Annotated in this window: 27 protein-coding genes and 1 pseudogene; 13 read left to right on the top strand and 15 right to left on the bottom strand. The window is 70.4% G+C overall.

Annotation, left to right across the window (positions count from 1 at the left end):
* The first annotated feature begins 39 nt into the window (after positions 1-39).
* Complete coding sequence (locus tag LDL49_RS14485; RefSeq protein ID WP_225291549.1) at positions 40-636, top strand: TIGR03086 family metal-binding protein; 597 nt, start codon at positions 40-42, stop codon at positions 634-636.
* 45 nt (positions 637-681) lie between these two features.
* Here LDL49_RS14485 and LDL49_RS14490 read toward each other — a convergent pair whose 3' ends face one another.
* From LDL49_RS14490 to LDL49_RS14510, 5 genes are all read right to left on the bottom strand, one after another.
* The gene (locus LDL49_RS14490) at positions 682-2,283 is read right to left on the bottom strand and encodes an ABC transporter permease (RefSeq protein WP_225291550.1); all 1,602 of its coding nucleotides are present in this window, start codon (positions 2,281-2,283) and stop codon (positions 682-684) included.
* Complete coding sequence (locus LDL49_RS14495; RefSeq protein WP_225291827.1) at positions 2,280-3,215, bottom strand: ABC transporter ATP-binding protein; 936 nt, start codon at positions 3,213-3,215, stop codon at positions 2,280-2,282. The genes LDL49_RS14490 and LDL49_RS14495 overlap by 4 nt, the downstream gene beginning before the upstream one ends.
* Positions 3,216-3,492: 277 nt before the next feature.
* Positions 3,493-4,236, bottom strand: a complete 744-nt coding sequence (locus LDL49_RS14500; protein WP_225291551.1) for a DUF427 domain-containing protein — start codon at positions 4,234-4,236, stop codon at positions 3,493-3,495.
* A gap of 39 nt (positions 4,237-4,275) precedes the next feature.
* Complete coding sequence (locus LDL49_RS14505; RefSeq protein ID WP_225291552.1) at positions 4,276-4,863, bottom strand: hypothetical protein; 588 nt, start codon at positions 4,861-4,863, stop codon at positions 4,276-4,278.
* Positions 4,864-4,911: 48 nt separating this feature from the next.
* Positions 4,912-5,379: an adenylyltransferase/cytidyltransferase family protein gene (locus LDL49_RS14510; protein ID WP_225291553.1), complete on the bottom strand. Its 468-nt coding sequence runs from the start codon at positions 5,377-5,379 to the stop codon at positions 4,912-4,914.
* Between the two features lie 159 nt (positions 5,380-5,538).
* On the opposite strand from LDL49_RS14510, the gene LDL49_RS14515 reads away from it, so the two are divergent.
* Complete coding sequence (locus LDL49_RS14515; RefSeq protein ID WP_225291554.1) at positions 5,539-5,991, top strand: ATP-binding protein; 453 nt, start codon at positions 5,539-5,541, stop codon at positions 5,989-5,991.
* Positions 5,992-6,133: 142 nt separating this feature from the next.
* Entirely contained in the window at positions 6,134-7,045 is a 912-nt protein-coding gene (gene bla, locus LDL49_RS14520) for a class A beta-lactamase (protein WP_372470372.1), read from the top strand.
* A 4-nt stretch (positions 7,046-7,049) separates the two neighbouring features.
* Here the strand turns inward: bla and LDL49_RS14525 are convergent, their stop codons facing one another.
* Positions 7,050-8,027, bottom strand: coding sequence for a helix-turn-helix transcriptional regulator (locus LDL49_RS14525; RefSeq protein ID WP_225291556.1), 978 nt, complete (start codon positions 8,025-8,027; stop codon positions 7,050-7,052).
* Between the two features lie 195 nt (positions 8,028-8,222).
* Between LDL49_RS14525 and LDL49_RS14530 the strand changes: the two genes are divergently transcribed.
* The 3 genes from LDL49_RS14530 to LDL49_RS14540 are packed head-to-tail and all read left to right on the top strand — an operon-like array spanning position 8,223 to position 11,673.
* A complete protein-coding gene (locus LDL49_RS14530; RefSeq protein WP_225291557.1) occupies positions 8,223-10,196 on the top strand; it encodes a TRAP transporter permease in 1,974 nt (657 codons plus the stop codon).
* On the top strand, positions 10,193-11,140 hold the full coding sequence (locus tag LDL49_RS14535) for a TAXI family TRAP transporter solute-binding subunit (RefSeq protein WP_225291558.1): 948 nt from the start codon (positions 10,193-10,195) through the stop codon (positions 11,138-11,140). Before LDL49_RS14530 ends, LDL49_RS14535 begins: the two co-directional genes overlap by 4 nt.
* Positions 11,141-11,160: 20 nt before the next feature.
* Complete coding sequence (locus LDL49_RS14540) at positions 11,161-11,673, top strand: DUF1850 domain-containing protein (RefSeq protein WP_225291559.1); 513 nt, start codon at positions 11,161-11,163, stop codon at positions 11,671-11,673.
* Here the strand turns inward: LDL49_RS14540 and LDL49_RS14545 are convergent.
* From LDL49_RS14545 to LDL49_RS14560, 4 genes are all read right to left on the bottom strand, one after another.
* The gene (locus tag LDL49_RS14545; RefSeq protein ID WP_225291560.1) at positions 11,583-12,551 is read right to left on the bottom strand and encodes a magnesium transporter CorA family protein; all 969 of its coding nucleotides are present in this window, start codon (positions 12,549-12,551) and stop codon (positions 11,583-11,585) included. The two genes, LDL49_RS14540 and LDL49_RS14545, sit on opposite strands and share 91 nt — an antisense overlap.
* Entirely contained in the window at positions 12,551-13,264 is a 714-nt protein-coding gene (locus tag LDL49_RS14550) for a DUF72 domain-containing protein (RefSeq protein WP_225291561.1), read from the bottom strand. The genes LDL49_RS14545 and LDL49_RS14550 overlap by 1 nt, the downstream gene beginning before the upstream one ends.
* A gap of 39 nt (positions 13,265-13,303) precedes the next feature.
* Positions 13,304-14,164: an NAD(+)/NADH kinase gene (locus LDL49_RS14555; RefSeq protein WP_225291562.1), complete on the bottom strand. Its 861-nt coding sequence runs from the start codon at positions 14,162-14,164 to the stop codon at positions 13,304-13,306.
* Positions 14,165-14,227: 63 nt separating this feature from the next.
* Entirely contained in the window at positions 14,228-15,391 is a 1,164-nt protein-coding gene (locus LDL49_RS14560) for an NAD(P)/FAD-dependent oxidoreductase (protein ID WP_225291563.1), read from the bottom strand.
* Between the two features lie 192 nt (positions 15,392-15,583).
* Here LDL49_RS14560 and LDL49_RS14565 point away from each other — a divergent pair, with 192 nt between their 5' ends.
* On the top strand, positions 15,584-16,492 hold the full coding sequence (locus LDL49_RS14565; protein WP_225291564.1) for an NAD(P)-dependent oxidoreductase: 909 nt from the start codon (positions 15,584-15,586) through the stop codon (positions 16,490-16,492).
* A 69-nt stretch (positions 16,493-16,561) separates the two neighbouring features.
* Positions 16,562-17,425: an SDR family oxidoreductase gene (locus LDL49_RS14570; protein WP_225291565.1), complete on the top strand. Its 864-nt coding sequence runs from the start codon at positions 16,562-16,564 to the stop codon at positions 17,423-17,425.
* On the opposite strand, the gene LDL49_RS14575 is transcribed toward LDL49_RS14570, so the two are convergent.
* The 3 genes from LDL49_RS14575 to LDL49_RS14585 all read right to left on the bottom strand — a co-directional run bounded on the left by LDL49_RS14575 (position 17,414) and on the right by LDL49_RS14585 (position 19,521).
* A complete protein-coding gene (locus LDL49_RS14575; protein ID WP_225291566.1) occupies positions 17,414-18,289 on the bottom strand; it encodes a glycosyltransferase family 2 protein in 876 nt (291 codons plus the stop codon). The genes LDL49_RS14570 and LDL49_RS14575 overlap by 12 nt on opposite strands.
* A 227-nt stretch (positions 18,290-18,516) precedes the next feature.
* Positions 18,517-19,056, bottom strand: a complete 540-nt coding sequence (locus LDL49_RS14580) for a hypothetical protein (RefSeq protein ID WP_225291567.1) — start codon at positions 19,054-19,056, stop codon at positions 18,517-18,519.
* A 39-nt stretch (positions 19,057-19,095) separates the two neighbouring features.
* Positions 19,096-19,521 carry a nucleoside deaminase gene (locus LDL49_RS14585; protein WP_225291568.1) on the bottom strand — a complete coding sequence of 142 codons (426 nt, stop codon included), beginning with the start codon at positions 19,519-19,521 and terminating at the stop codon, positions 19,096-19,098.
* A gap of 104 nt (positions 19,522-19,625) precedes the next feature.
* Between LDL49_RS14585 and LDL49_RS14590 the strand changes: the two genes are divergently transcribed.
* From LDL49_RS14590 to LDL49_RS14600, 3 genes and pseudogenes are all read left to right on the top strand, one after another.
* On the top strand, positions 19,626-20,786 hold the full coding sequence (locus LDL49_RS14590; protein ID WP_225291569.1) for a YncE family protein: 1,161 nt from the start codon (positions 19,626-19,628) through the stop codon (positions 20,784-20,786).
* A gap of 146 nt (positions 20,787-20,932) precedes the next feature.
* Positions 20,933-21,418: pseudogene (locus LDL49_RS59160) on the top strand (MFS transporter); the annotation flags it as partial.
* Between the two features lie 208 nt (positions 21,419-21,626).
* Positions 21,627-21,803, top strand: coding sequence for a hypothetical protein (locus LDL49_RS14600; protein ID WP_225291848.1), 177 nt, complete (start codon positions 21,627-21,629; stop codon positions 21,801-21,803).
* A gap of 10 nt (positions 21,804-21,813) precedes the next feature.
* Here the strand turns inward: LDL49_RS14600 and LDL49_RS14605 are convergent, their stop codons facing one another.
* Positions 21,814-23,049 (bottom strand): MFS transporter, encoded by a 1,236-nt coding sequence (locus LDL49_RS14605; RefSeq protein ID WP_225291570.1) that lies wholly within the window; start codon positions 23,047-23,049, stop codon positions 21,814-21,816.
* Between the two features lie 8 nt (positions 23,050-23,057).
* Positions 23,058-23,882: an SAM-dependent methyltransferase gene (locus LDL49_RS14610; RefSeq protein WP_225291571.1), complete on the bottom strand. Its 825-nt coding sequence runs from the start codon at positions 23,880-23,882 to the stop codon at positions 23,058-23,060.
* Positions 23,883-23,925: 43 nt separating this feature from the next.
* Between LDL49_RS14610 and LDL49_RS14615 the strand changes: the two genes are divergently transcribed.
* The gene (locus LDL49_RS14615; RefSeq protein ID WP_225291572.1) at positions 23,926-24,084 is read left to right on the top strand and encodes a hypothetical protein; all 159 of its coding nucleotides are present in this window, start codon (positions 23,926-23,928) and stop codon (positions 24,082-24,084) included.
* 82 nt (positions 24,085-24,166) lie between these two features.
* Positions 24,167-25,072, top strand: a complete 906-nt coding sequence (locus tag LDL49_RS14620; protein WP_225291573.1) for a helix-turn-helix domain-containing protein — start codon at positions 24,167-24,169, stop codon at positions 25,070-25,072.
* The last annotated feature ends 70 nt before the right edge of the window (positions 25,073-25,142 follow it).

Genomic DNA, 25,142 nt, shown 5'->3' on the forward strand with positions numbered 1-25,142 from the left:
TAGAGTGGAGACACAACGAACGAACGGAAGGACCCCCCGATGAGCGACAACATGACGACCGGCTGGGACGTACTCGACGCCGCGCACCAGGCACTCCGCCAGGCCGTGGCCGGCGTCCCCGCCGACGGCTGGAGCCTGCCGACCCCCTGCGCGAAGTGGAACGTCACCCAGGTGCTCCAGCACGCCGCGGGCGACCAGGTGGGCTTCGCCGCCTTCCTCACCGGCGAGCCGGGCCCCACCGAGAACCCGTTCGAGCCGACGGGCGAGCTGGCCGAGGAGCCCAGGGCGTACGCGGAGGCCGCGATGGAGCGCTCGGCCAGGGCCTGGGCCGGTGTCGACAAGAACGCCGAGCAGGTGCCCGTCCCGGTGCCGCCGAACACGATGGCACCGGCGCTCGGCGCGGGCGCCTGCGCGCTCGACGCGGCGGTGCACGCCTGGGACATCGCCGTGGCCACCGGACAGCCCTCGCCGCTGACCCCGGAGCTGGCCAGGGAGCTGCTGCCGGTGGCGAAGGCCATCGTCGAGCCGCTGCGCCAGTGGGGCGCCTACGCCGCGGTGGTCCCCGCCGAGCCGGGCGACGACGACATCGCGGAGCTCCTCCGCTACCTGGGCCGCAACCCGGCCTGGACCGCCTGAGCGACCGAGCCGGAGTTCTCCCCCTCCCCCGCACGCGGGCCGGCCTCAGCCGAAGTCGCGGCGGCGGAGGGCGAGTAGCCCGCCACCGAGCAGCAGCGCCGACAGCGCGACCATGGTGAGGGCGGGTGCCGGGTCGAAGGGGGCGCCGGCGACGGTGTTGGGGATGTAGTGGAAGGGCTCGAAGGGAGTCCCGCCCCAGAGTCCGTACAGCGGGCCGGCGGCCCGGCCCACGACCGCCACAGCGATCCAGATGATCCAGCCGATCGCCACGGAGGCCCTCGGGACCAGGCCGTAGGCGAGCATGCAGACCGCCCCGACCAGCCAGGCGGCGGGGATGGTGCCCAGGGTCCCGGCGAGGAGGCGGGCGATGTCCGAGGCGGGATCGCCGACGAGGAAGGCGTAGAACGTACCGAAGACGACTCCGGCGACGGCGAGCAGGGCCGCCGTGCCGAGGCCGGTCACCACCAGCTGCCCAGCGGCCCAGCGCAGCCGGGTCATCGGGGTGGCCTGTACGGCTTCCGCGCGGCCGGCGATCTCGTCGGCGCGCAGCCGCTGGACCATGAGGACCGGGTAGAGCGCGATGACGTGGGCGAAGATCAGGATGATGGCCCACAGCGCGAAGTCGACCGCCCCGCCTCCCAGGCTGCCGCCGAAGGCCTTCAGCAGGTTGTCGACCGTTACGCCGGGCGCCTCGGTGAACTGGTACGCCAGGGTGCTGACGCCACCGGCCGCCGCCGCGAAGCAGGCGATCCCGGCGGCCCAGGTGATCAGCAGGCCGCGGTGGAGCCGCCAGGACAGGCTGATCGGGCCGCGCAGGCCGGGGGCGGTCGCGGGCCCGCGGCGCTCGTGGATCAGTCCGGCGCCGAGGTCGCGGCGGCCGGCCAGGCGGTAGGCGATGGCCGTCAGCGCCGCGGTCACTGCTGCCGGGATCGCCAGCAGCCACCAGCGATCACTCCAGTACGGCTCCACCAGATGGCTCCAGCCGATCGGGGAGATGTACTTCATCCAGTACTGTCCCGAGGCGTCTCCGGCGTAGCGCAGGATGTAGGCGATGCCGAGCACGGACAGGCCGATGGCTCTGGCCGTACGGGCGGTCTGCGCGAGCTGGGCGGCCACGGCGGCGATGGCGCCGAACACCCACCCGGCCATCGTGATGGCCGCGCCGTAGACGATCGACCCGGCCGGATCGAGCCCGATCCCGATCAGCGCGATCGTGGTCGCCGCGCCACCGGCGAAGCCGACCCCGCCCGCCACCAGCAGGGCCGCGGTCAGGGGAGCCCGGCGGCCGAGCACACCCGCGCGCAGCAGCTCGATCCGGCCGGACTCCTCGTCGGCGCGGGTGTAGCGGACGACGGCCATGAGGGCGGCCAGCCCGTTGAGCACGTACAGGAAACCGCCGCTGCGCCAGGCCGCCATATAGCCCAGTTCAGGCACCACGAAGCCGCCGCCGAGCGCCCGGAAGAAGCTGTTGCGGTTGATCATGGTGGTGTAGGTCGCCATCAACTCGGGGGTGGACATGTTCCGGTTGATGTAGGAGACCATCACCAGGGCCAAGGCGACGAGCAGGATGATCCACCACGGCGCGATGCCTCTCTCGCGGCGCAGCGCCAGCCGTGCCGACCGAGCCGTCCCGGTGAGCGCGTTCATCGAGCCGCCTCCGCGCGCGCCGCGCCGGCCCTGTCGTAGTGCCGCAGGAACACCTGCTCAAGGGTGGGCGGCCGGCTGACGAGGCTACGGACACCGAGCGAGGCGAGGCACCGCAGCGCCGGGCCGAGCGCGTCGGCCTCGACGTCGAAGCGCACCAGACCGTTCTCCGTCCGCAGGTCGTGCACACCCGGCAGCTCGGCGAGCTCGCCGGTAGCGCCGGAGAGCTCGCCGGGAGAGGCGGAGAGCTCGGCCTGGATGGAGGTGCGGGTCAGGTGCCGCAGGTCGGGCAGGCTGCCGGTGTCGATCGTCCGGCCGTCGCGGATGATGGTGACCCGGTCACACAGCTCCTCGACCTCGGTGAGGATGTGGCTGGACAGCAGCACGGTACGGTCGCCGCGCCGCCGCGTCTCACGAACGACGTCGCGGAACACCGCCTCCATCAACGGGTCCAGGCCCGCCGTGGGCTCATCGAGGATCAGCAGCTCGGCGTCGGAGGCGAGCGCGGCGATCAGCGCCACCTTCTGCCGGTTGCCCTTGGAGTAGGCGCGGGCCTTGACCCGGGGGTCCAGGTCGAAGCGTTCGATCAGCTCTTGACGTCGGGCACGGTCGGCGCCGCCACGCGACTGCAGGAGAAGGTCGATGACCTCGCCACCGGACAGACCAGGCCAGAGCGTGACATCTCCCGGCACGTAGGCCAGCCGGGAATGCAATCTGGTCGCGTCGTCCCACGGGTCGCCGCCGAGTAACCGGGCGGTGCCCGCGTCGGCGCACAGTAAGCCCAGCAGGATCCGGATCGTGGTGCTCTTCCCTGCACCGTTCGGTCCGAGGAAACCGTGCACCTCGCCGGTGTCCACGGTCAGGTCGAGCCCGTCGAGCGCCCTGGTGCGGCCGAACGTCTTGACCAGGCCGCTCACTGAGATGGGAGCCGTCATCATGAGCCTTTCTCGTGGGCGCCGACCCTCTGTTCGCGGCGCCGCGTCCCGGATCCGGACGTCAGCGGCCCGATCAGGCCGTGCCCCGACGCCTATCCGCGCGTATATCTGACTACGCGATGAGAAAGCCTACTACACACACGTGTAGCGACCCAGGAACCCTCCTGACAGACTCGATAACAAATGCCGATCACCAGCCACTACCTGGTGATATCCCCAGATGATCGGGTGCGCCCGCCCGTCACGAGACTGTCGGCGACGGCCGACCGGGGGCGCGTCAGGCGAACTTGCTCTTCGGCCGCTCCTGGAGCTCGCCGTCGAGGTAGATGTCGAGCTTCTCGTTGTAGAACGCGATCAGCCCCGCGACCCGCTGGCTCTCCGGCAGCGGCGTCCGGTACGACCAGGCGAGGTCCTTGCCGCCGTTGACCGTCCAGTACTCCGCCGTGCCCTTGTACGGGCAGTGGGTGGCGGTGTCGGTGTGTTCGAGCAGGTCGAGCCGTACATCCGTCTTGGGCAGGTAGTAACGGGCGGGCAGGCCCGTCTCGAACAGGATGCGGGGGCTGTGCGAGTCGGCCACCGTCACGCCGTCGACCTCGACGCGTACGTGCCGCGAGCTCGGCAGGATGTCGATCCTGGTGTACGGGTCGCGCGGGTGGAAGAAGACCTCCTCGTCCTCCTCGAACCAGGCGTCCATGGCGTCCCACTCGAAGCGGACGTGCCCGCGGATGTCCGCCAGCGGCGACTCGGGGTAGGCCAGCCCCGCCTCCGGAGCCTCCGCGCCTCCCGAGGTGACGGTGTAGACGACGCCGTCTCCCCTGCTGGGCGAGTGCTTCGTCGCGCCCGTCGGCTTGAGCGCCGACTCGTCGACGTCCGAGAGCGGGAAGTAGTACGTCGGGTAATAGGGGATCTCCCACACCAGGAGGGCCTGGGTGGTGTCGGCCACCGCCCGGCCGCCGAGGTAGGTCCTGACACGCTTGGCGGAGCGCTCGACACGCACCCGGCCGCGGTTCGTGGCTTCCATGCTCGCGGCAACCCCTGTGGCGCCGCCACTATTCCCCCCTTATCGGATGCCGAACGCCGCCAGGGTCGCCCATGTGGCCGCCACGCCCACCAGCGCGCCGGCCACCACCTGCGCCCATGTGTGGTGCGCCAGCCGTACCCGGGCCCAGCACACCAGCGCCACCACGGCCGCCCCGGCCAGCCCGGTCGGCACGGCGGGCAGGACGTGGGCGAGCACCACCACGGTGCCTGCGCAGACGGCGGCGTGGAAGGAGATCTTCCAGCGCATCGTGACCGGCACGGTGACGGCCAGGGCGACGAGCATCGCGGTCACCGTGGCCACCAGCAGCGTCGGCGCGCCCAGCGCGACGAGCAGCACCAGGGCGACCAGTACGGCGGCGACGGCGGCCAGCAGGGGCCCGGTGCGGCGGGTCCGGTCGACGATGTGGTGGGAGTCCAGCCGCCCCGAGCGGACGCCCAGCGCGATCACCGCGGCGGGCACGCCGCCGCACAGCGCCGAGGCCGCCAGGCCCCACGCGGCGCCGCTCCAGCCGTGCGCGATCAGCCCCACGGCAGGGGGCATGGTGATCACCAGCACTTGCGGGGCCAGCAGGTCCGTCACCCGCTTCGCCACCAGATCGACCGTCATGCCAGCAAAGCCTACGCGATCTTGAAAGGGCCCGACTTCAAGGAGGAGTCAGCCCTTGCCCGCCGCGTTGACGATCCTGGTGGTCGAGCGATCGGGGATGGCCTCCAGCTCCCAGCATTCGGCGCCCAGCAGCGCGGCAGCGGCGCATCGGCCGCCCGCGTGCGGATCGCCCGCGGTGTGCGCCAGCGCACCGGGTCGCATGGGGGCCAGCAGGTCGATGTAGTCCTCCGGGCCGTGCGCCGCCGGGGGCCCGGTCACGATGAACACCCCGCTCACGAACCGGAGCGCGGCCAGCACCTCGGCACGCTCGGCGGCCGGGTTGAACGGGCGCGTCGGCCCCTTCCACGCGCGCACGCGCGGGTCGTCCTCCACGCCGACGACCAGCGGCAGCCCCCGTCCGGCGACGGCACCCAGGTAACGCACGTGCCCGACGTGCAGGATGTCGAAGACTCCGGTCACGAACACTGCCCCCGGCTGAGCGTACGGCTGCACCCAGACGGCCTCCAGGCTGCTCACGCAGGCACCCCTCCTAGTCGACTCGTCGATCGCAGCGTACTCGGTCCGCCCGGACGATCGCGCGGGCGACCATGGGAAAGGGCATTCCTACCTTTTCGCGATAATCTCCCGCACCCCTCTTGCGCGTCTCATGACGTCGCCGTAATCGGGGAGGTCGCCGTGGCACCGCCGGACTTTCACCAGTTAGAAGAAGGGGACCAGGAGCCGCTCGTCGTACGGTTCCCGGGGATTCCGTCCCAGGTGGCGAGGGCCAGGGGGCTCGTGACGGCGGCGCTCGGGCGTGATCATCCGCTGTACGACGACTGCGTGCTGCTCACCAGCGAGCTGGCCACCAACGCGATCCTGCACTCCCGCTCGGGCAACGGCGGCTCGTTCACCGTCTCGGTGCGCGCCGCGGAGTCCCTGGTACGGGTGCTGGTGAAGGACGGGGGTTCGAGCGGGCCGCCGTGCGCGTGCCGTACCGAGACGCAGGCGACGAGCGGGCGCGGCCTGCCGCTGATCGAGACGCTCAGCCACCGGTGGGGGTTCGTCCGGGAGAACGGCGCGACGTCGGTGTGGTTCGAGTTGCGGCAGGTGATGATCCCCGCGCAGCGCTCGCCGGAGGCCGTCTGACCTGCGATCATGTGTCAGCCGATATAGATTCCTTCTCCATATCGATATTGGACATCGTCCGGCCCGATCTGCTGTGCTCCTCTCCTCTGACGGACGAGAGCAAGGACATGGCATGCGACACCCTCGCCGCCTCACGGCCGCACTGCAAGCGACCGCGTTGACGGTCTCCCTCCTGGCGGGCGGCGCCTACGGCGCGGGCACCGCCTCGGCCGCCACCGTGCCGTCGCGGGCGGTGAGCGACGGCCAGGCAGCCGCCCGGAAGGAGTTGCGCGCGCTGGAGGCGTCCTTCAAGGGCCGCATCGGCGCGTACGCCCTGGACACGGCGACGGGGAAGACGATCGCCTACCGGGCGGGCGAGCGTTTCCCGCTGCTGTCCACCTTCAAGGCGATGGTCTCCGCCGCCGCGCTGCACAAGGCCCGCACCTCCGACCCGGGGCTGATGGAGCGGGTCGTCCACTGGATGGCCGACGACCTGAAGCCGAATTCGCCGGTCACCGAGAAGCACGTGAAGGACGGGCTGACCGTCGCCGAGCTGTGCAAGGCGGCGATCACCTACAGCGACAACACCGCGGGCAACATGGTGCTGAAGCAGATCGGCGGACCGGCGGGCCTGACCCGCTACTTCCGTACGCTGAAGGACCCGATCTCCCGCCTCGACCGCTGGGAGACCGAGCTCAACGACTGGACCCCCAAGGACAAGCGGGACACCACCACGCCCGCCTCCGTGGCCCGCGACCTCGGAAAGGTCACGACCGGCGACGCGCTCACCGCCAAGGACCGGCAGACGCTCAACGGCTGGCTGATCGCGAACACGACCGGCGGCGCCCGCATCCGCGCCGGCCTGCCCAAGACCTGGACGGTCGGCGACAAGACCGGCACCGGCCCGACGTACGGGACGGCCAACGACATCGCCATCGCCTGGCCCAAGAAGGGTGCCGCCCCCATCATCCTGGCGGTCTACACCAACCGCCCGGCCACCGATGCCGCCGCCGACGAGAAGGCCGTCGCCGACACCGCCACGATCCTCGCCCGCGGCCTCGGCAAGCTCCCCTAGCGGGCTAGACGTCGAGGCGGCACAACCCCTCGGCGAGCGCCTTGGTGGTGAGGCGGGTGCGGCTGTCGCAGCCCAGCTTGGCGAAGATGTGCTCCAGGTGGGTGGTCACGGTGCGGACGCTGAGCACCAGGGCGGCGGCGATCTGCGGGTTGGAGTCGCCGGCGGCCACCCGGGTGAGCACGTCAACCTCCCTGCCGGTCAGCTCGTACGGCAGGGAGCACGGGCGTTCGGCCACCACCGCGCCCTGGAGCGAGCCCTGGAAGCCGACGCCGGCCCGCAGCACCCGCACCTCGTGCCAGCGGCCGTCGCGGTCGAGCCAGAGGCCGCGGCGGCTCAGCTCGCGTGAGTCGATGAAGGCGCGGGCGAGCCCCGCGATGGCCGGTTCGTCCCACAAGGCCGCGGATCTGGCGACGCCGGGGACCTCGCGGCGGACGCCCAGCCGGTCGAAGGCGGCCGCGAGGAACCCGGCCGGCAGCCCCACCGGGTCGATCACGCATCGGGTCAGGTCCGTGACATGCGCCAGCATGGGCGCCACGGCCGCCACCAGCGAGCCGGTGAGCTCGGGGAACGCCTCTCTGGCCGCCAGGTGCAGCAGGCCCGTGTAGCGGCCCTCGGCCAGGAACAGCGGCGTGGTCAGACCGGCGCGCCACCCGTAAGGGGCGAGATGGCGGCGGAAATAGCGCTCGGTGCCCGGCTCGGGCATCGGCACCGGCGCCCGCGTGGCCATCGCCGTGCGGTAGGCCTCCAGCCCGGCGTATTCCTCGGCGGCGTCGCCGTCGATGCGCCGGTGACCGTCGGAGACGACGCTGTGGTGCCGCCCGCTGGCCGGGTCGAACGCGACGAACTCGTAAGCGTCGACCGGGACCACCCGGCGCAGCGCGGTCATCGCACCGCGCGCGCCACCACCGCCGCCGCCCGCCGCCTGGTAGCCGATCTCGGCGAACGCCTGCAGCTGGCGGACGTTCAGGGTGATCTCGGCCACGGTTCTTTATATCAGTGCGTGCACGTACGCACCGGGGTCTCCGAACATGGCCTGCCCGCGCCTAGCACCGTGAGCGGCGTCGCGGCCGAGTCGCCCGCCGCTCGCCGCAGTCCAGATTTCCGTACGGAACTGGGCCTTCCTCATGGGGTAAAGGACTCGTAAAGTCCGTCCAAACGCCCTGTCAGGGAGGACCACTTGACCGAGCTGAGCGACCGCGACGCGGAGCTGGTGTCGGCCCACGAGCAGGAGCGTCCGGCCCGGCAGTTGACCGGGATGCTGCGGCTCGGCGTGTGGATCGTCGGCGGGCTGCTGTCCGCGTACTCGCTGGTGGTGGTGTTCAGGCCCGTCGAGGCGCTGGAGCATCGGCTGACGTTCCTGGCGGTGGCGCTGCCGCTGGTGTTCCTCTGCTATCGCTCGGGGATCTCGTCGGCGCTCCGGCGGGTACGCGGCGCGGCGCCACCGTCGGAGGAGCCGCGCCGTGACGTGGTCGATCGGCCCGGGGTGGGTGACTGGCTGCTGGCGGCGGCCGCGCTCGCGGTGCTCGTCTATCCGCTGCTCGACATCGCCGCCTTCCGCGACCGGGGCTCGGGTGCGGCGCTGACCGGGCTCGACATCGCGGCCGGCCTGGTGCTGACTGCGCTGCTGCTGGAAGCGGTCCGCCGCACGGTCGGCTGGTCACTCACCATAATCTGCCTAATTTTCCTGGCTTATGCCTATTTCGGAGCATATTTGCCGATTGGGTGGACGATTGGCCATCGCGGCTTCGACCTCGCGCAGATCGTGTCGCAGCTCTACACGGGCACCGAGGGCTTCTTCGGTGTCCCCATGCAGGTCGCGGCCAGTTACATCATCCTTTTCACGATTTACGGCGCCGTGCTGGATTATTCGGGCGCGAGTAAGTTCTTCATCGACCTGAGTTTCGCCGCCTTCCGCAAGTCCCGTGCCGCCCCCGGCCGTACGGTCACCACCGCCGGCTTCCTGCTCGGCACCGTCTCCGGCTCCGGCGTGGCCACCACGGTCAGCCTCGGCAGCGTCGCCTGGCCGGTGCTCCGGCGGGCCGGCTACCCCAAGGAGGCGGCGGGCGGCATCCTCGCCTCGGGCGGCATCGGGGCGATCCTCTCCCCACCCACGCTCGGCGCGGCGGCGTTCATCATCGCCGAGTATCTCAAGGTCAGCTACCTCGAGGTGCTCGTCTACGCGACGATCCCCACGATCCTGTACTACCTGGGCATCTTCCTGGCCATCGAGATCGACTCGCGCCGCTTCGGCACCCACGCCGTCGCGGTGGACGCGCCGAAGGCGGGCCGGCTGCTGCTGCGCTTCGGCTACCACTTCAGCTCGCTGGTCCTCATCATCGTGCTGATGGCGCTGGACCGGTCGGCCTTCCAGTCGGTCGTGATCGCCACCGCCGTCGCGTTCGCGCTGTCGTTCCTCGACCCCGAGCACCGGATGGGCCCGAAGCGGACCGCCCAGGCGCTGGCCAAGGGCACGCTGGAGGTGCTGCCGGTGACGGCGGTGTGCGCGGCGGCGGGCATCATCGTTGGCGTCATCACCCAGACCGGGCTCGGGCTCAACCTCAGCGCGATCATCGTGGACGTCGCCGCGGGCAACCTCATCCTGACGACGTTCATGTCCGGGGTCGCGGTCATGCTGCTGGGCCTGGCCGTACCGGTGACCGCGAGCTTCATCATCGCGGCGGTGATCATCGCACCGGCGCTCACCACGCTCGGCGTCACGTCCGCCGAGGCGTACATGTTCGTCTTCTACTACGCGGTGCTGTCCGAGGTGAGCCCGCCGACCGCGCTGTCGGCCGTCGCGGCGGCGGCGATCACCGGCGGCAACACCTACAAGACGATGATGATGACCTGGCGCTACACGCTGCCCGCGTTCCTGGTGCCGTTCGCGTTCGTGCTCACGCCGAACGGCCAGGCGCTGCTCGGGCAGGGACCGATCGGCACCGTGCTGCTGATGACCGCGGTCTCGGCCGTCGCGGTGGCGGCCCTGGCCATGGCGACCGGCGGGGTGACCGGGTGGCCCGAGCGGCTGCTGGCCACCGTGGCCGCCGTGTTGCTGCTGTTCCTCGAACCCGTCCCCATCGCCGCGGGCCTGGCCGTCCTGGCCATCGCGACGGCCGTGCACCTCATCAGGAGAAGGAGAGTCCCAGCGTGAAGCGGATCCTTGCGGTACTCGCCGCCACGGCTCTGGCCGCCGGGGCGGCGGCCTGCGGCGACGTGAGCGGCTCGGGCCACCGGCTGTCGATCGCCACGGGCGGCACGACCGGCGTCTACTACGTGTACGGCGGGGGCCTGGCCAAGCAGCTGACCGACAACATCGCCAACACCCAGGCCACCGCGTCCGTCACCTCCGCCTCCGTCGAGAACATCAAGCTGCTGGCCACCGGCAAGGCCGACATCGCCTTCTCTCAGGCCGACACGGCCGCCGACGCCGTCAACGGGACCGGGTCCTTCACCGCCAAGCAGCCGATCAAGGCCATCGCCCGCATCTACGACAACTACGCCCACGTCGTCATCGCCCCCGGCCTCGGCGCGAGCAAGGTGGCCGACCTGAAGGGCAAGCGGGTCTCGATCGGCCCGCCCAACTCCGGCACCCAGGTCCTGGCCAGGCGCCTGCTGGAGGCGGCCGGCCTGAACCCCGACTCCGACATCTCCAAGCAGCAGCTGTCCATCAACGAGTCGGTCCAGGCCGTCAAGGACGGCACGATCGACGCGTTCGTCTGGGTCGGCGGGCTGCCCACGGGCGGCATCGTGGACCTGGCCACCAGCAAGCCGGACATGAAGCTGCTCGACACCGCCGACCTGCTCGCGCCGATGCAGGCCAAGTACGGCAAGGAGTACGTCGGGCTCGACATCGACATGTCCCTCTACAAGCTGCCGGGCACCATCAAGACGGTCGGGGTGGCCAACGTCCTGCTCGTGCCGGACAAGATGGACGAACAGCTCGCCTACGACATCACCCGGACGCTGTTCGAGAAGAAGGCCCAGCTCGCGGCCGTGCACCCCGAGGCGGCCAAGCTCGATGTCAAGATCGGCCGGCAGGTGGAGCCGGTCGCGCTGCATCCGGGCGCGGCCCGCTACTACAAGGAGAAGGGCTGATCCGCCTCGTCCTCGCGCTGGTGACGCTGCTGGCGGCCGGCGCCTCCGGCGCGGGGCGGCCGGCCGTGGACGGGCTGCTCCTGCCTCCGTCCGGCGTGTTCGCGATCGGTTACATCCATTCGATCTACCATGCCGCCTCGGCGGAGGTGTTCACCGTCCAAGGTCGCCGTTTCACCATGCGGGCCGTGGTCTCGACCAGCGGCGGCGTCCTCGACTACTACGCGCTGGACGGCGAGCGCACCCACACGGCGGGCCTCTGGACGCTCCGCCTGGCCGTCCCCGCGACCTACGACGAGCTGCCGCTGATCGCCACCTCGATCGGGCGCAGGACGCTGATCGCGGGCGGCCGCTGCCTGCCCCTCTATCCCGCCTCGGGAGCCGCGGAGGTACGGCTGGCGGTGCGGCTCGCGCTCGACGGCCGGGGCGGCCCCTGCCCCCGCGCCTACAGCCAGTCCTTCTTCTTGAAGATCGCGTACAGCGCCACCGAGGCCACGACCACCAGCGCCGACGCCACCCAGACGCCCCAGGGCTGACCCGAGCCCGGGTAGGGCACGTTCATGCCGTAGAAGCCGGTGATCGCGGTCGGCACCGCGATGATCGCCGCCCAGCTGGTGACCCGCTTCATGATCTCGTTCAGCCGGAAACCCTGCTGGGCCAGGCGGGTCTCCCGCATGTTGGCCAGCAGATCGCGCAGCGACTCGGTCCACTCCGTCACGCGCACCACGTGGTCGTAGACGTCCTCGTAGTAGGGGGCCATGACCGGGTCGGCGACCAGCTCCTGGTCGCGGCGGAGCAGGGTGCCGATGACCTCGCGCATCGGCATGGTGATCTTGCGGAAGGCGGCCATGTTCTTGCGCAGGTCGTACATGGTCCGCTGCAGCTGCCTGCCGTCGATCGGCGCCTCCTCGAACAGCAGCTCCTCCAGGTTCTCCACTCTGGAGTCGAACTCCTGGACGAGGTCGAACTGCCCGTCGACCACGTAGTCCAGCAGGCCGTGCAGCAGGAACGCCACCCCGTGGCCGGCCAGCCGCTTGTCGGCGTCCCAGCGCTTGACCACCTCGCCGATGTCGAAGTGGTCGCTCTCGCGGACGGTGACCAGCGCGTTCTTCGTCACGAAGGCGTTGACCTCGACCGGATCGAGCCGCCCGTCGTCGAAGTGCACCCCGTAGACGGTGATGAACAGGTGATTCTGGTAGATGTCCACCTTGGGGCGTTGGTGGTCGGACAGCACGTCCTCGACGGCGAGCTCGTGCAGGCCGAGCTCCTCCCCGACCACGGCGAGGCCCTCCGGCGTGGGCGCGCACAGGTCGAACCAGACGGTGTTGGCCTCGTCCTCCACGTAGTCGGAGACTTCCTCGACCGGGAAGCCCTCCTTCTCCAGGACGCCGTTTCGATAAAGGCGGGTATGCACTAGACGAGTCTGGCAAAGCGGTTCGCGTTGCGCACGGCCGCTCCCCCGGGATCGTTGTTGAAGTAGACGTAGGCGTCCCGCCAGCCGGCCTCCTTGACCCGCCCGGCCCAGGTCTTCAGCGCCGTGTCCCCGTACGACGGCCAGGGCGTGGCCCGCCCTTCGTGCAGCCGCACGTATCCCCAGCCGGCGGTGCGCCACAACGGGCTCACCGGCCTGCCGAGCCGGTCGGCCCAGCACAGGGCGGCGTCGCGGGCCTCCAGGATCTCGCGGACCTCGTCCGTCCACCATGACGGGTGCCGGGGCTCGACCGCGAGGCGCACATGCTTCGGGAAGCAGTCCAGGCAGCGGGCCAGCCGGTCCGGATCGGCCTTCAGGGTCGGCGGCAGCTGCAGGAGGATCGGGCCGAGCTTGTCCTTGAGCGCCGAGGCGGCGTTCATCAGCCGCTCCACCGGCTCCTCCGGATCGGCCAGCCGCTTGATGTGGGTGAGGAACCTGCTGGCCTTGACGGCCATCACGAACCCGTCGGGCGTGCGGTCCCGCCAGCCGGCGAAGGACTCGGGTGAGGGCAGGCGGTAGAAGGCGTTGTTGCTCTCGACCGTGGGGAACGTCTCGCCGTACGTCTCCAGCCAGAGGCGCTGCGGGACCCCCTGCGAGTAGAGGATGCCCCGCCAGTCTTTGTACTGCCACCCGGACGTGCCCACCAGCGTCGCCATACCTCGGCGCCTACCCTGCGGAACGCGCCCTATCCATGGTCAGTCGGCCTCGGCGCTGCCGCCCACCCGCAGCTTGCGCCGGGCCCGCTCGTAGAACGTCGTCCCCATCCGCACCACGTTGGCCGCGTCCGGCAGGGCGGCCACCGTGACGCGGTCACCGGGGCACAGATGCCCCAGCACCGCCCCGTCCACCTCCACCGCCAGCCGCCCGCTGGTCGGCAGCAGCTCCAGCGTCACCTCCTCGTCGGCGGGCAGGACCAGCGCCCGGTTGAACGAGGAGTGGGCGGCGGCGGGCACGACCAGCAGCGCCTCCACCCGCGGCGAGACGATCGGCCCGCCCGCGGCGAAGCTGTAGGCGGTGGACCCGGTGGTCGTGGCCACGATCACGGCGTCGGCCGCGTAGCGCACGAACGGATCGTCACCCGGCATGACGGAGACGGCGGCCATGCCGTCGCCCGGGATGCGCACCAGGGCGATGTCGTTGAACGCGATCAGCTCCTCGGCCCCGTCGAGCTTGGTCCGCACGGCCATGCGCGGCTCGATCGTGTAGCGGTGCCCGTCGATGGCGGACAGCGTGGCGGGCAGCTCCGCGATGTCGATCTCGGCCAGGAACCCCAGCCGCCCCAGGTTCACCCCCAGCACCGGCGTCTTCCGCCCGGCGATGAGCCGCATGGTGCGCAGCATCGTCCCGTCACCGCCGAGGCTCACCAGCAGGTCGGCCCGCTCGATCAGCATCTCGACGTCGACCGGCACGGCGCTGCAGTCGATCCGGCCGACCTCCTCCGGAAGCCCCATGACGGTCACCCCGCGGCTGGCGGCCCAGCTCAGGATGGTGTCGATCGCCTCTTTGGAGTCGCGCCGTGGATGCAGCACCAGCCCGACCGTTCCGACCATGCCCATGTGGCCAGCTTAGGGGCCCGTTCATCCGGACCGACGTCCACCGCCCGTACGGTGTGCCGCGGTTCAGACGATGTTGAGCTCCGGCCTGGCCCCGGCCAGGGCGAAGCGGCGCGTGTCGAAGCCGGTGACGTCGACGAACGGCGTCCGGTCCAGGTAGAGGTCGCGGACCACCTCGCCGACGGCCGGGCTCATCAGGAAACCGTGGCCGGAGAAACCGGTGGCGTAGATGAACCTGTCGACGTCCGGGGCGGTCCCGATGAGCGCGTTGTGGTCCGGCGTCACCTCGTACAGGCCGGCCCATCCGGTGGCGATGCCGGTCTCCAGCAGGGCCGGGGCGCGGCGGGCCATGGCCTCGCCCAGCCTCGGCAGCCAGGCGTCGGACCGGTCGAACTTGAAGCCCGGCGTCTCGTCGGGATCGGACATGCCCAGCAGCAGGCCGGGACCTTCGCGGTGGAAGTAGAAGGTGGTGCCGAAGTCGATGGTGAACGTCGTGGGCGGCAGGCCGGGGACCGGCTCGGTGATCAGGATCTGCCGGCGCAGCGGGCTCACCGGCAGGTCGACGCCCACCCAGGCGCCTATGGGACGTGACCAGGCGCCGGCCGCGCAGATGACGGTGTCGGTCTCGATGCGGCCGCCCTCGGTCTGGACGGCGACGATGCGGCCGTCCATCGTCTCGATGCCGGTCGCGGCGCAGTTGGGCAGCAGCCGCGCGCCGAGCCGGCGGGCCGCGCCCGCGTAGCCGAGCACCACGGACTCGGGCGTGCAGTGGCCGTCGGTGGGCGAGTAGGCGGCGGCGAGCAGGCCGTCGGTGTCGATCAGCGGCGCCAGCTCCGCGGCCTCGCGCACCGAGATCATCCTGCTGGGCACGCCGAGGTCGTTCTGGATCGCGACGTTCTTCTCGAACTCCGCCACGGACTCGGGCGAGTCGAGCAGGAACAGGTAGCCCACCTTGTGCAGGTCGATCTCCTGCCCGAACCGGGCGGCGAAGGTGTCGAACGTCTCCAGGCTGCGTACGGCCAGCTGGACGTTGACCCGGTCGGAGAACTGCGCCCGCACTCCCCCGGCGGCCTTCGAGGTCGAGCCGGAGCCCAGCGGCCCCTTGTCGATCAGGACCACGTCGGTGACCCCGGCCGCGGCCAGCGCGTAGGCCGAGCTGACGCCCATGGCGCCACCCCCGATGACGACCACTGAGGCCCGCGCGGGCAGCCGGCGTCCGGTTTCGCTCATGGCCACCTCCTTCCCCACTCGCTCATGTATGTGCGGACATCATCGCTCACGCCCCTCGGCGGTCGCCGTCACGGGTCCAGGATCGCCGAACGCGCAGATCCGGAGGAAGCGGTCGAGCACGGTCATCTGTGGGCGTAGCCGAAGAGGTTCTTACGCATGTTGATTCGTGAGCGAGGCGGACAGGAAGTCCGCATGCTCGATTCGCGACTGCCGAAGATCGGATTCATCGGCGTGGGCCGGATGGGTCTGCCCATGTGCGCCAATCTGGCCCGCGCGGGACATCGCGTGCACGCCAGTGATGTGCGCCCCGAACGCGAGAAGGACGTGGTCGCGGCCGGAGCGCTCTGGGCGGCGTCCGCGGCCGAGGCCGCCGCCGGCGCGGAGGTGCTCGTCACGATGCTGCCCGGTCCGGAAGAGGTACGCGCGGTGATGCTGGCGCCTGGCGACGCCCTGGAGGCGCTGGCGGCCGGCGCGACCTGGATCGACATGACCAGCAACTCACCGGCCCTGGTGGCGCCGATCCGCGAGCAGGCCGAGCGGCGCGGAGTGCGGGTGCTGGAGGCGCCGGTCGGCGGTGGCGTCCCGGCCGCGCGGGCGGGGACGCTGCACCTGTTCGTGGGCGGGCCCGCGGATCTGCTGGCGCGGCACCGGCCGCTGCTGGACGTTCTGGGCGATCCCGAACGGATCATCCACCTCGGCGGACCCGGCACCGGATACACCGCCAAGCTGCTGGCCAACCTGCTGTGGTTCGGGCAGGCGATCGCCACCGCCGAAGCCCTCCTGCTCGGCCGGCGGGCCGGCATCGACCTGGCCGTACTTCGCGAGGCGCTCGGTTCCAGCGCGGCGTCCAGCACCTTCGTCCGTCGCGACCTGGACGCCCTGTTCGCCGGCGACTACCTGGAGTCCTTCGGCCTCGACCGGTGCTGCGAGGAGCTCGAGACGGTGACCGCCATGGCCGATGAGCTCGGAGTGCCCTTCGAACTCTCCCACCTCGTCGAACGCACCTACCAGCGCGCGCTGGACCGCTATGGGGCGGTCGACGGCGAACTCCTCGCCATCGCCCTCCTGGAGGAACAGGCCGGCCTGCGGCTGCGACCGTGAGGGCGGACCAAACCAGAAATATACGACCGGCAGACGTTATCCGTACTCGAGCGCGGGCATTCGGGGGCCATGCCGGAGCAACCAGACAGCACGCCACCTGCCCAGAACCAGCCCTACCCCGGACACACCGGGGAGATGGCCCCCGAGCCGCGTGATGAGATGCACGACTACATCGGCAGCGAGCTGCTGAAAGGCAAGCGCGCGCTGATCACCGGGGGCGACTCGGGCATCGGCCGCGCGGTGGCCGTCGCCTTCGCCAAGGAGGGGGCCGACGTCGCGATCGCGTACCTGAGTGAGCACGAGGACGCCGCCCACACCAGGAAGCTGGTGGAGGAGACGGGGCAGCGCTGCGTGCTGATCCCCGGCAACCTGGCCGAGCGCGAGCACTGCGCGTCCATCGTCGCGCAGACGGTGACCGAGCTGGGCGGGCTGGACATCGTGGTCAACAACGTGGCCTACCAGGCGCCGGTCGACTCGCTGGAGGAGCTGACCGAGGAGCAGTGGGAGCACACCTTCGCGGTCAACATCCACAGCTACTTCCACGTCACCAAGGCGGCGCTGCCCCACCTCGGCAGAGGCTCGTCGATCATCAACACCTCGTCGATCAACGGTCTGCGCGGCAACAAGTCGCTCATCGACTACGCCACGACCAAGGGCGCGATCAACGCCTTCACCTACTCGATGGCGCAGAACCTCGTCGATCGGGGCATCCGGATCAATGCCGTGGCACCGGGACCCGTCTGGACCCCGCTGATCCCCGCGACGATGCCGAAGGAGAAGGTCGAGCAGTTCGGCAAGCAGGTGCCGATGAAGCGGGCCGCCGATCCCGACGAGATCGCCCCCTCGTACGTCTTCTTCGCGGCCGAACGCCTGTCGTCGTACTACACCGGCGAGATCCTGGCCCCGATCGGCGGCGAGACGCTACCCGGCTGAGTCGGCCCGCGCTCGTGACCCTGCGGATTCCATCAGGCGCAGGGCCGCTTCCAGACCGGGGGCGACCGGGTCGCGGCGGCGCAGGACCCACGGCACCCCGCGTACGGCATCCAGAAAACCGGCGCGAACCGCCGCGTCGCGCCGGACGCCGCGGCCGAGCTGGACCGTGCGGCGCACCGCTCCAGGCAGCCGGCGCCGTAGCCACGCCGTCCACAGGGCGTTGCGCGCCTGGATGCGACGGCGGGCCGCCAGCTGGCCGTCCTGCCTGGGGAGCGGGTGATGGTGGGCGACCACGTCGTCCACGTATGCCAGACCCCAACCCGCGCTCACCAGGTCGATCGCGAGCAGCTCCTCTTCCCCGCCGATCATCAAGCGCGCGTCGAAGCCGCCGACGGCCAGGAAGGCCGCGCGGCGCACCACCACCCCGCAGGCCAGGAAGCCCAGCACGGGCGGGCCGGGCAGATCGGGCTGGGCGGGCAGTGGACCGGTCGCCATCTCCGACGAGACCAGATCCAGGCTCTCGTGCGGCCCGACCAGCATGCGCGCGGCCACCACCGCCAACCGTGGATGCTCATCCAGCAGCCGGGCGGCGCGTGCCAGGCTTCCGGGTGCCCACCAGGAGTCGTCGTCGGCGAAGGCCACGTAGTCGGTGTCCGCCTGGGCCACGCCTACGTTGCGGGCGCCGCAGCCGATGTTCTCCGGCAGGGAGATGACCCGCACCCCGGGATGTTCGCGGGCGACCGCGGCGGCGGTGCCGTCGGTGGACCCGTTGTCCACCACCAGCACCGGCGGCCGCTCGGGCAGCCGTTCGAGGACGGAGAGGGTTCTGCGCAGCTGGCCGACCCGGTTCATGGTGGCGATCACCACCGAGACCTTTGACGCGCCGGGCCCGGTGGACTCGGGCAAGCGGGCGGTTCGGTGTCCGGGGCGTGGTCGGGAAGTCACGGTCATGGTCCCCTTGCAGGCAGGCGGGTTGCTCCGGCGACGACCGTCACGTCGAGCACGTCGCGGCAAAAAGGGGCTGCCCGGTGGATTCCCTGCCTCTTCCCCACATACGCCATTTGGCGGGATAAGGGTTGCTTCAAGGACGGTCAGGCCCGGTCGAGCCGCTGGAACAGGCCGTACACGAAACGAGCCCGGTAGTCCGTGCCCTCGTGGGCGAAGTCGACCACCCAATGCTGCGGCGCCGAGCCCTCGCCCTGGGCGGCCCCCGGGAAACTCGTCACGACGTCGCCGACGACGCACCCCCATGGAACCAGGTCCACGAAGGCCAGCGTCTTGTCGCCATGGGGACGGACGAACCACTGGTTCCATATCGCGCCGTCAGGCCCGAGCAGCACCTCGAACTCCAGCTCCGGCCAGGACGGCAGTGTCCACCGAGCCACCCGGCAGGTCAGGCTCCCGACCGGGGTCGTGCCCTCGTACGAGGGCGGGCCGAGCATCGTCCGCAACGCGGCCAGGCCCTTCCTGGTACGGACGGAGTGGGCCATCTTCGTCCATTGCGTGTGCGCGGCGCGAAGCTCGGCCCGGGACGCGCCCATGTCCATGAGCGCGTCCTCCACCCGTTCGGCGTTGAGATCACGCATCCGATGCATCAAGGTCAGCTCGAACTGACGAACCCCGAATCCCATGGCCGCCAGCCTGCCAGGCTCAGGGGCCGAGGGCGGGGCTCATTTCCCGATGTCCTCATTCCACAGCGCGGGGTTGGCGGCGATGAAGGCGGTCATGAGGTCGACGCATTCCCGGGAGTCGAGCACCACCACCTCCACGCCGTGCCGGGCGAGCCATTCGTGCTGGCCCATGAAGGTCCGGCACTCCCCCACGACGAGACGCGGGATACCGAACTGGCGGATCAGGCCGCTGCAGTACCAGCAGGGCGACAGTGTGGTCACCATGGTCGTGCCCCGGTAGGTGGGCTGCCGCCCGGCGTCGCGGAACGCGGCGGTCTCGCCGTGCGCCGACGGGTCGCCGTCCTGGACCCTGCGGTTGCGGCCCCGGCCCAGCAGCGTGCCGTCGGCCGCGAACAGCGCCGCCCCCACCGGCACGCCACCCTCGGCGAATCCCTTTCTGGCCTCTTCGAGCGCTACTTCCAGCATGTTCCGACTATCCCCACAGGCGGGTGACGTCACCGTGATTTCCTGACGCAACCCTGACCCGGACCTCGACAGGCGCTACCGAACGCCTTCCTAGGCTGTGGCGCATGCGACTGCCGAGGATGACGATCATGCTGGGAGCGGTCGCCGTCGCCGCCGCTTCCTGCGGTTCGCCCCCCGCTCCCATGGTGGCCGACCACGCCGCCACACCACCGCCGAAGCCGCTGCCGCTGAAGCCGCGACCGCACCGGCACACGCCGGTGGCCGCGCACATGACCGACGTCTACGCCCACGACCGGCCGGGGATGCTGAGCCCCCGGGTCGAGCACGTGACCCCCCGCGTGTACGTCCCCAACAGCGAGTCGGACACGGTGGACGTCATCGACCCGCGGACCTACCGGGTCGTGCGCCGCTTCCGGGTCGGCGCCCTGCCGCAGCACGTCGTGCCCTCCTGGGACCTGAAGACGCTGTGGATCAACGAGAACCAGGGCAACCGGCTCGTCCCCATCAACCCGGTCACGGGCCGCCCCGGCAAGCCGGTGCCCGTGGACGATCCGTACAACCTGTACTTCACCCCCGACGGTTCGTACGCCCTGGTCATGGCCGAACGCAACAACCGCCTCGACTTCCGCGACCCGCACACGATGCGCCTGATCCGTTCCCTCAGCATGCCCTGCAGAGGCATCAACCACGGCGACTTCACCGCCGACGGATCCGTCTTCCTGGCCAGCTGCGAGTTCTCCGGCCAGATCGTGGCGATCGACTGGGCGCGCCCCCGCGTGAAGAAGGTGATCGGCGTGGGGTCGGGGAACATGCCGCAGGACGTCAAGCTCTCCCCCGACGGCCGGCGCTTCTACGTCGCCGACATGATGGCGGGCGGTGTGTGGATCATCAACGCCACCACGTTCCGGCGGGTGGGCTTCCTGCGCACCGGCGCGGGCGCGCACGGCCTGTACGTCAGCAGGGACTCGCGGCGGCTCTACGTCTCCAACAGGGGTGAGGGTACGGTCTCCGTCGTCTCGTTCGCCACCCGCGAGGTGGTCGAACGATGGCGGATCCCAGGCGGCGGCTCTCCCGACATGGGCGGGGTGTCGGCGGACGGCAAGCAGCTCTGGCTGTCCGGAAGGTACGACGGGGTGGTCTACGTCCTGTCCACCAGGACCGGAAAACTGCTCCACAAGATCAAGGTCGGCCGGGGTCCGCACGGCCTGTGCGTCTACCCCCAGCCCGGACGCCACTCCCTCGGTCACACCGGCGTGTTCCGATGATCGCCCCCGAGACTTCCGACGGCGCGGGAAGATCTATGGGCCTTTGCCGCGCGGCCGCACAGCCGCCCGCGCGATGATGCCACATGACGAATACGCAGGTCAGAGGGCATTTTCAGCTGGAAGTGGGGCGTAACGGGCGGCTCGTCATGGCCGCCCGGGCGCTGCGGACCTTCGGCTACGGATGCACCAGCGTGCTCCTGGCCGAGCTGCTCGCCCAGGACGGCGCCGAACCCTGGCAGACCGGCCTGCTCCTGGCCGTGGCCGCCGCCGGCTCGGTGCTCGCCAGCCTGGTGCTCGGCCTGTTCGCCGACCGCTGGGGACGCCGGCGCACGCTGATCGCCTGCGGCTGCCTGATGGCCGTCGCCGGCCTCGCGTTCGCGGTCAGCGAGTCGTATCCCGTCCTGCTGGCCGCCGCCTTCATCGGCACGATCTCGCCGTCCACCAACGACAACACCCCGTTCTCCGGGGTGGAGCAGTCCATCCTCGCCCAGACCTGCGCCCCGATCCGGCACACCCTCGTCTTCACCTGCTACAACGTCACCGCCATGGCGGCCGGCGCCCTGGGCGGGCTGGCCGCCGCCGCGCTGTCGTTCCAGCCGTGGGTGTCGGCCGCCGACGCCGCCTTCGCGGTGTACGCGCTGCTCGCCCCTCGCCCAGCTCACCGCGCCCCTGCTGGCCGCCCGGCGCGGGCTGCTGGCCGGCATCCCGTTCGCCCCGACCCTGGGCGGCGCGGTCGCGCTGCTGCTGCTCCGCCAGACCGTCTCCAAGATCGACGTTCCGGCCAGGCAGGCCTTCACCGCCGCCGTAGTTCCCCCGGCCTACCGGACGACCGCGGCCAGCATGACCAGCCTGGCGCGGAGCATCGCCGTGTCCATCAGCCCGCTCGCCGCCACGACCCTGCTCACGGGCACCCTGGTGACCCTGGGCGCGCCTCTCATCGTTGGCGCCGTGCTGGGCATCGGCTACGACATCACGCTCTGGCGCGCGTACCGGGCCGATCCCGCGACCGAGGTCTGAGCGCGGCTATTCATCCGTCTCTTCTTCCGCGCATCTCCGCCATCCCCCGGACGAGGAGCAGGCAGGGCGGTATCACCAGCACCAACCCAGCCGCGCCCAAGAGGACGGCGTGCTCGCCCATGAGGTGCGTCAGCGGCCCGGTCAGCGCCTGGCCGAAGGGCATGAGGCCGAACGTGCTGAGCCAGGCCAGCGAGGTGATCCGCCCGATCAGATGGTCGGGCACCTCCCGGTACATCGCGACGTCCCAGGAGAGGGCGTACGTCTCGACACCGAAACCGGCCACGAGATAGCAGCAGAAGAGCACCCAGGCAGAAGGGGCGAACAGCAGCGCCAGCGGGACCAGCGCGTACAGGGACATCGACCACATGGCCACGACGCCCGGCCGTCTCGGCCGCCACGCCATCATCGTGACGCTGCTGGTCAGACCGCCGGCGCCGTAGAACGCGAGCGCCGTGCCGTAGGCCGCGTAGGACCCGAACGTCTCCCGGCTCATCAGCGGCAGGAGCACCTGGCTCGGGGCGATCACGAACATCAGGCTGACCGGCGAGAACAGGAGCAGGGCCGCCAACCACGGCCGGCGTCCCGCCTCGGTGAATCCCAGCAGCGCCTCACCCAGGAGCGACCGGCGTCTGACCGGCGTCCACGGTGGTTCCGGCACCCGGCGGAACACGGCCGCGCCGCCCGCGAAGACGATCCCGGCCAGCACGAACGGGAGGACCTCGCCGCCGCTCGCCAACAGGGTGCCGGCCACGGGCCCGGCGATGACGCCCAGGCGCGTACAGATGTTGACGATGGCCCGGCCGGACACCCGCTCGTCTTCCGTCAGCGTGCACGCCAGCATGGCGTTGAAGGCGGGCCGGATGAACGACTCCGCCGCGCCGACGGCGAAGAGAACGGCCGCCGGCAACCAGGCGGAAGGATGCCGCCCGAGGACGAAGACCGGGACGACCGCCGCGACGGCGTCCACGGCGAGCATGATCATCAATATCCGCCGCCGGGGAAGGCGATCGGACCAGACGCCCCCCACCAGGAGCAGGCTCAGCGACGCGAGGCCCTTGGCGGCGAGCACGGAGCCGACCGCGGACGCGTCGCCCCCGGCGTTGAGCACGGAGACGGTGACGGCGATCGCCAGAACCTGCTCGCCCAGCACGAAGCCGAGCTGCGCCGACGCGAGCAGCCGGAAGACGGGATCGCGAAGGACCGCCAGGTTGATGTCGGGCCGACGGAGGTCTCGTGCGGGCGTCATCCGGGGGCTTATCGCTTGCGCGCCACCCCGCACAGCGCGTCCACCCGCTCCGTGGAGTCCTGGAACGGGTCGGGATCGGGACGCCACTGCGGCAACGACACCACGCCGGGCTCGACGAGGTCCAAGCCGTCGAAGAAGGCGGTGAACCGCCCTTCGTCGCGCAAGTTGTAGGGCACGCCGCCGCCCTCGTTGTAGTTCTCCTGCGCTTGGTCCAACGCCTGGCCGGTGACGAGGTTGACGCCGTCCCACAACGCCAGGTAACTGCCGGGGGCGAGGCGCTCCATCAGCCTGGCCACGATCTCCTTCGGTCCCTCGTCGTCACGCACATAGCCCATGATGCCCATCAGCATGAGCGCGACCGGCTGGCCGAAGTCCAGGGTCTTGGACGCACCCGCCAAGATCGCGTCCGGATCGCGTAAGTCGGCTTCGATGTAGTCGGTGGCGCCTTCGCGGGTACCCACGAGCAGGGCCCGGGCGTGCACCAGCACGAGCGGATCGTTGTCCACATAAACCACTCGGCTGGCCGGGTCCGCCTGCTGCGCGAGTTCGTGGGTGTTATCCACGGTGGGCAGTCCGGTGCCGATATCGAGAAACTGACGAATCCCCTGCTCCCGGACCAGATAGCGGACGATGCGCGCCAGCAGATGCCGAGACAGTTGAGCGATCCTCACGATTTCCGGGAAGTCTTTGCTGAACTGGTCACCGTACTGGCGGTCGACAGGATAGTGGTCCTTGCCGCCGAGCCAGTAGTTCCACATTCGCGCAGCGTGCGGCACAGATGTGTCGATATGCCGGGGAATCGGCGAGCCCTCCACAGGCGATTCGTCCGTCACGAAACCCTCCTCTAATGTCGCCTCCGTAGTCACTGAAACCCTGGTGACCGCACTTTACCCGCGCTATACCGCGAAGGACGATAAAGTTGGATTTTTCCGGATGAAGTGGCAGTTCTCCGAGACCGGACGTGGTCAGCCGACACTTGGCGAAGATGAAACCGAACAAGTGCACGGTGAAGGAGGAACAGCCGGATGGGATTGACAGGAAATATGGTGCCTCAGCTGTCTCATGTGACAAGATGGTGACGATCGCGGCGTGGCGATTTGCCGAATTGGGAGCATAAATGCCGACTCCTCGGGGCAGAGGCGACTCGACGGAAATATCCGGCGACGGATGGCGTCGGACCGGGCCGACGGCCTTGCGGATGCTGGTCGGCGTACGTCTGCGCCGGCTGCGCGAGTCCCACGGAATCACCCGCGATGAGGCGGGGTCCGCCATCGGCTGCCCGCCGTCAAAGATCACCAGCCTGGAAGGCGGACGTATCGGTCTCCCGCTCGGCGATGTGGCCGACCTGCTCAGCCTGTACGGCGTCGACGAGGACGAACGCCAGATCGTGCTGGCGCTGGCCGTACAGGCCAATGCTCCCGGCAGGTGGCAGGACTACGGAGACGTGATCCCCGACGAGTTCGAGGCGTTTCTCGGACTGGAGCAGGACGCCACGGTCATCCGCACCTACGAGGACCAGCACGTCCCGGCCCTGCTCCAGACCAAGGACTATGCCCGAGCGGTCATCGCGCAGAGCCACGAGGGCGCCGACGCCGAGCTGATCGAGCACCGGGTCGCCCTGCGGATGCACCGCCAGCGACTTCTGCTGCCACCCACACCCCGGACGTTATGGGCGGTCATGGATGAGTCGGTGCTGCGCCGTCAGGTCGGCGACAGCGCGACGATGCGCGCCCAGATGGAGCATCTCCACGAGATGGTCAAACTGCCGCACATCACCCTCCAGGTGCTGCCCTTCGTTCACGGCAAAGGGGTGGACCCCTTCACCGTCCTGCGCTTCGCCGAGGCGGACCTGCCTGACGTGGTCCATCTGGAACAGACCGCCGACGCCCAGTACCTCACCAGGGACGCCGACGTCCGGCCGTACCGCCATCTGCTGAACCAGCTGAGCGTCTACGCCCAGCCGGCCGGGGCGACCCCGGAGATCCTCCAGCAGATCATCGGCACGCTGTGGTCGACGCCGTAGCCGTGCCTTGATCCGGCGGGCCTGGGGCGGAGCGTCAAGCCCGGCTACTCGTGGTCGCCGTTCCTTCTCT

It is taken from the genome of Nonomuraea aurantiaca (genome assembly GCF_020215705.1).
In the GTDB taxonomy this organism is placed as follows: domain Bacteria; phylum Actinomycetota; class Actinomycetes; order Streptosporangiales; family Streptosporangiaceae; genus Nonomuraea; species Nonomuraea aurantiaca.

Excerpts from the sequence above, each read along its gene's own strand:
- LDL49_RS14505 (WP_225291552.1), bottom strand. The coding sequence starts at position 4,863 with ATGACGGTCGATCTGGTGGCGAAGCGGGTGACGGACCTGCTGGCCCCG.
- LDL49_RS14490 (WP_225291550.1), bottom strand. The coding sequence starts at position 2,283 with ATGAACGCGCTCACCGGGACGGCTCGGTCGGCACGGCTGGCGCTGCGC.
- LDL49_RS14560 (WP_225291563.1), bottom strand. The coding sequence starts at position 15,391 with ATGAGCGAAACCGGACGCCGGCTGCCCGCGCGGGCCTCAGTGGTCGTC.
- LDL49_RS14555 (WP_225291562.1), bottom strand. The coding sequence starts at position 14,164 with ATGGGCATGGTCGGAACGGTCGGGCTGGTGCTGCATCCACGGCGCGAC.
- LDL49_RS14550 (WP_225291561.1), bottom strand. The coding sequence starts at position 13,264 with ATGGCGACGCTGGTGGGCACGTCCGGGTGGCAGTACAAAGACTGGCGG.
- LDL49_RS14580 (WP_225291567.1), bottom strand. The coding sequence starts at position 19,056 with ATGGGATTCGGGGTTCGTCAGTTCGAGCTGACCTTGATGCATCGGATG.
- LDL49_RS14590 (WP_225291569.1), top strand. The coding sequence starts at position 19,626 with ATGCGACTGCCGAGGATGACGATCATGCTGGGAGCGGTCGCCGTCGCC.
- LDL49_RS14495 (WP_225291827.1), bottom strand. The coding sequence starts at position 3,215 with ATGACGGCTCCCATCTCAGTGAGCGGCCTGGTCAAGACGTTCGGCCGC.
- LDL49_RS14570 (WP_225291565.1), top strand. The coding sequence starts at position 16,562 with ATGCCGGAGCAACCAGACAGCACGCCACCTGCCCAGAACCAGCCCTAC.
- LDL49_RS14500 (WP_225291551.1), bottom strand. The coding sequence starts at position 4,236 with ATGGAAGCCACGAACCGCGGCCGGGTGCGTGTCGAGCGCTCCGCCAAG.
- LDL49_RS14605 (WP_225291570.1), bottom strand. The coding sequence starts at position 23,049 with ATGACGCCCGCACGAGACCTCCGTCGGCCCGACATCAACCTGGCGGTC.
- LDL49_RS14620 (WP_225291573.1), top strand. The coding sequence starts at position 24,167 with ATGCCGACTCCTCGGGGCAGAGGCGACTCGACGGAAATATCCGGCGAC.
- LDL49_RS14585 (WP_225291568.1), bottom strand. The coding sequence starts at position 19,521 with ATGCTGGAAGTAGCGCTCGAAGAGGCCAGAAAGGGATTCGCCGAGGGT.
- LDL49_RS14600 (WP_225291848.1), top strand. The coding sequence starts at position 21,627 with ATGACCAGCCTGGCGCGGAGCATCGCCGTGTCCATCAGCCCGCTCGCC.
- LDL49_RS14565 (WP_225291564.1), top strand. The coding sequence starts at position 15,584 with ATGCTCGATTCGCGACTGCCGAAGATCGGATTCATCGGCGTGGGCCGG.
- LDL49_RS14485 (WP_225291549.1), top strand. The coding sequence starts at position 40 with ATGAGCGACAACATGACGACCGGCTGGGACGTACTCGACGCCGCGCAC.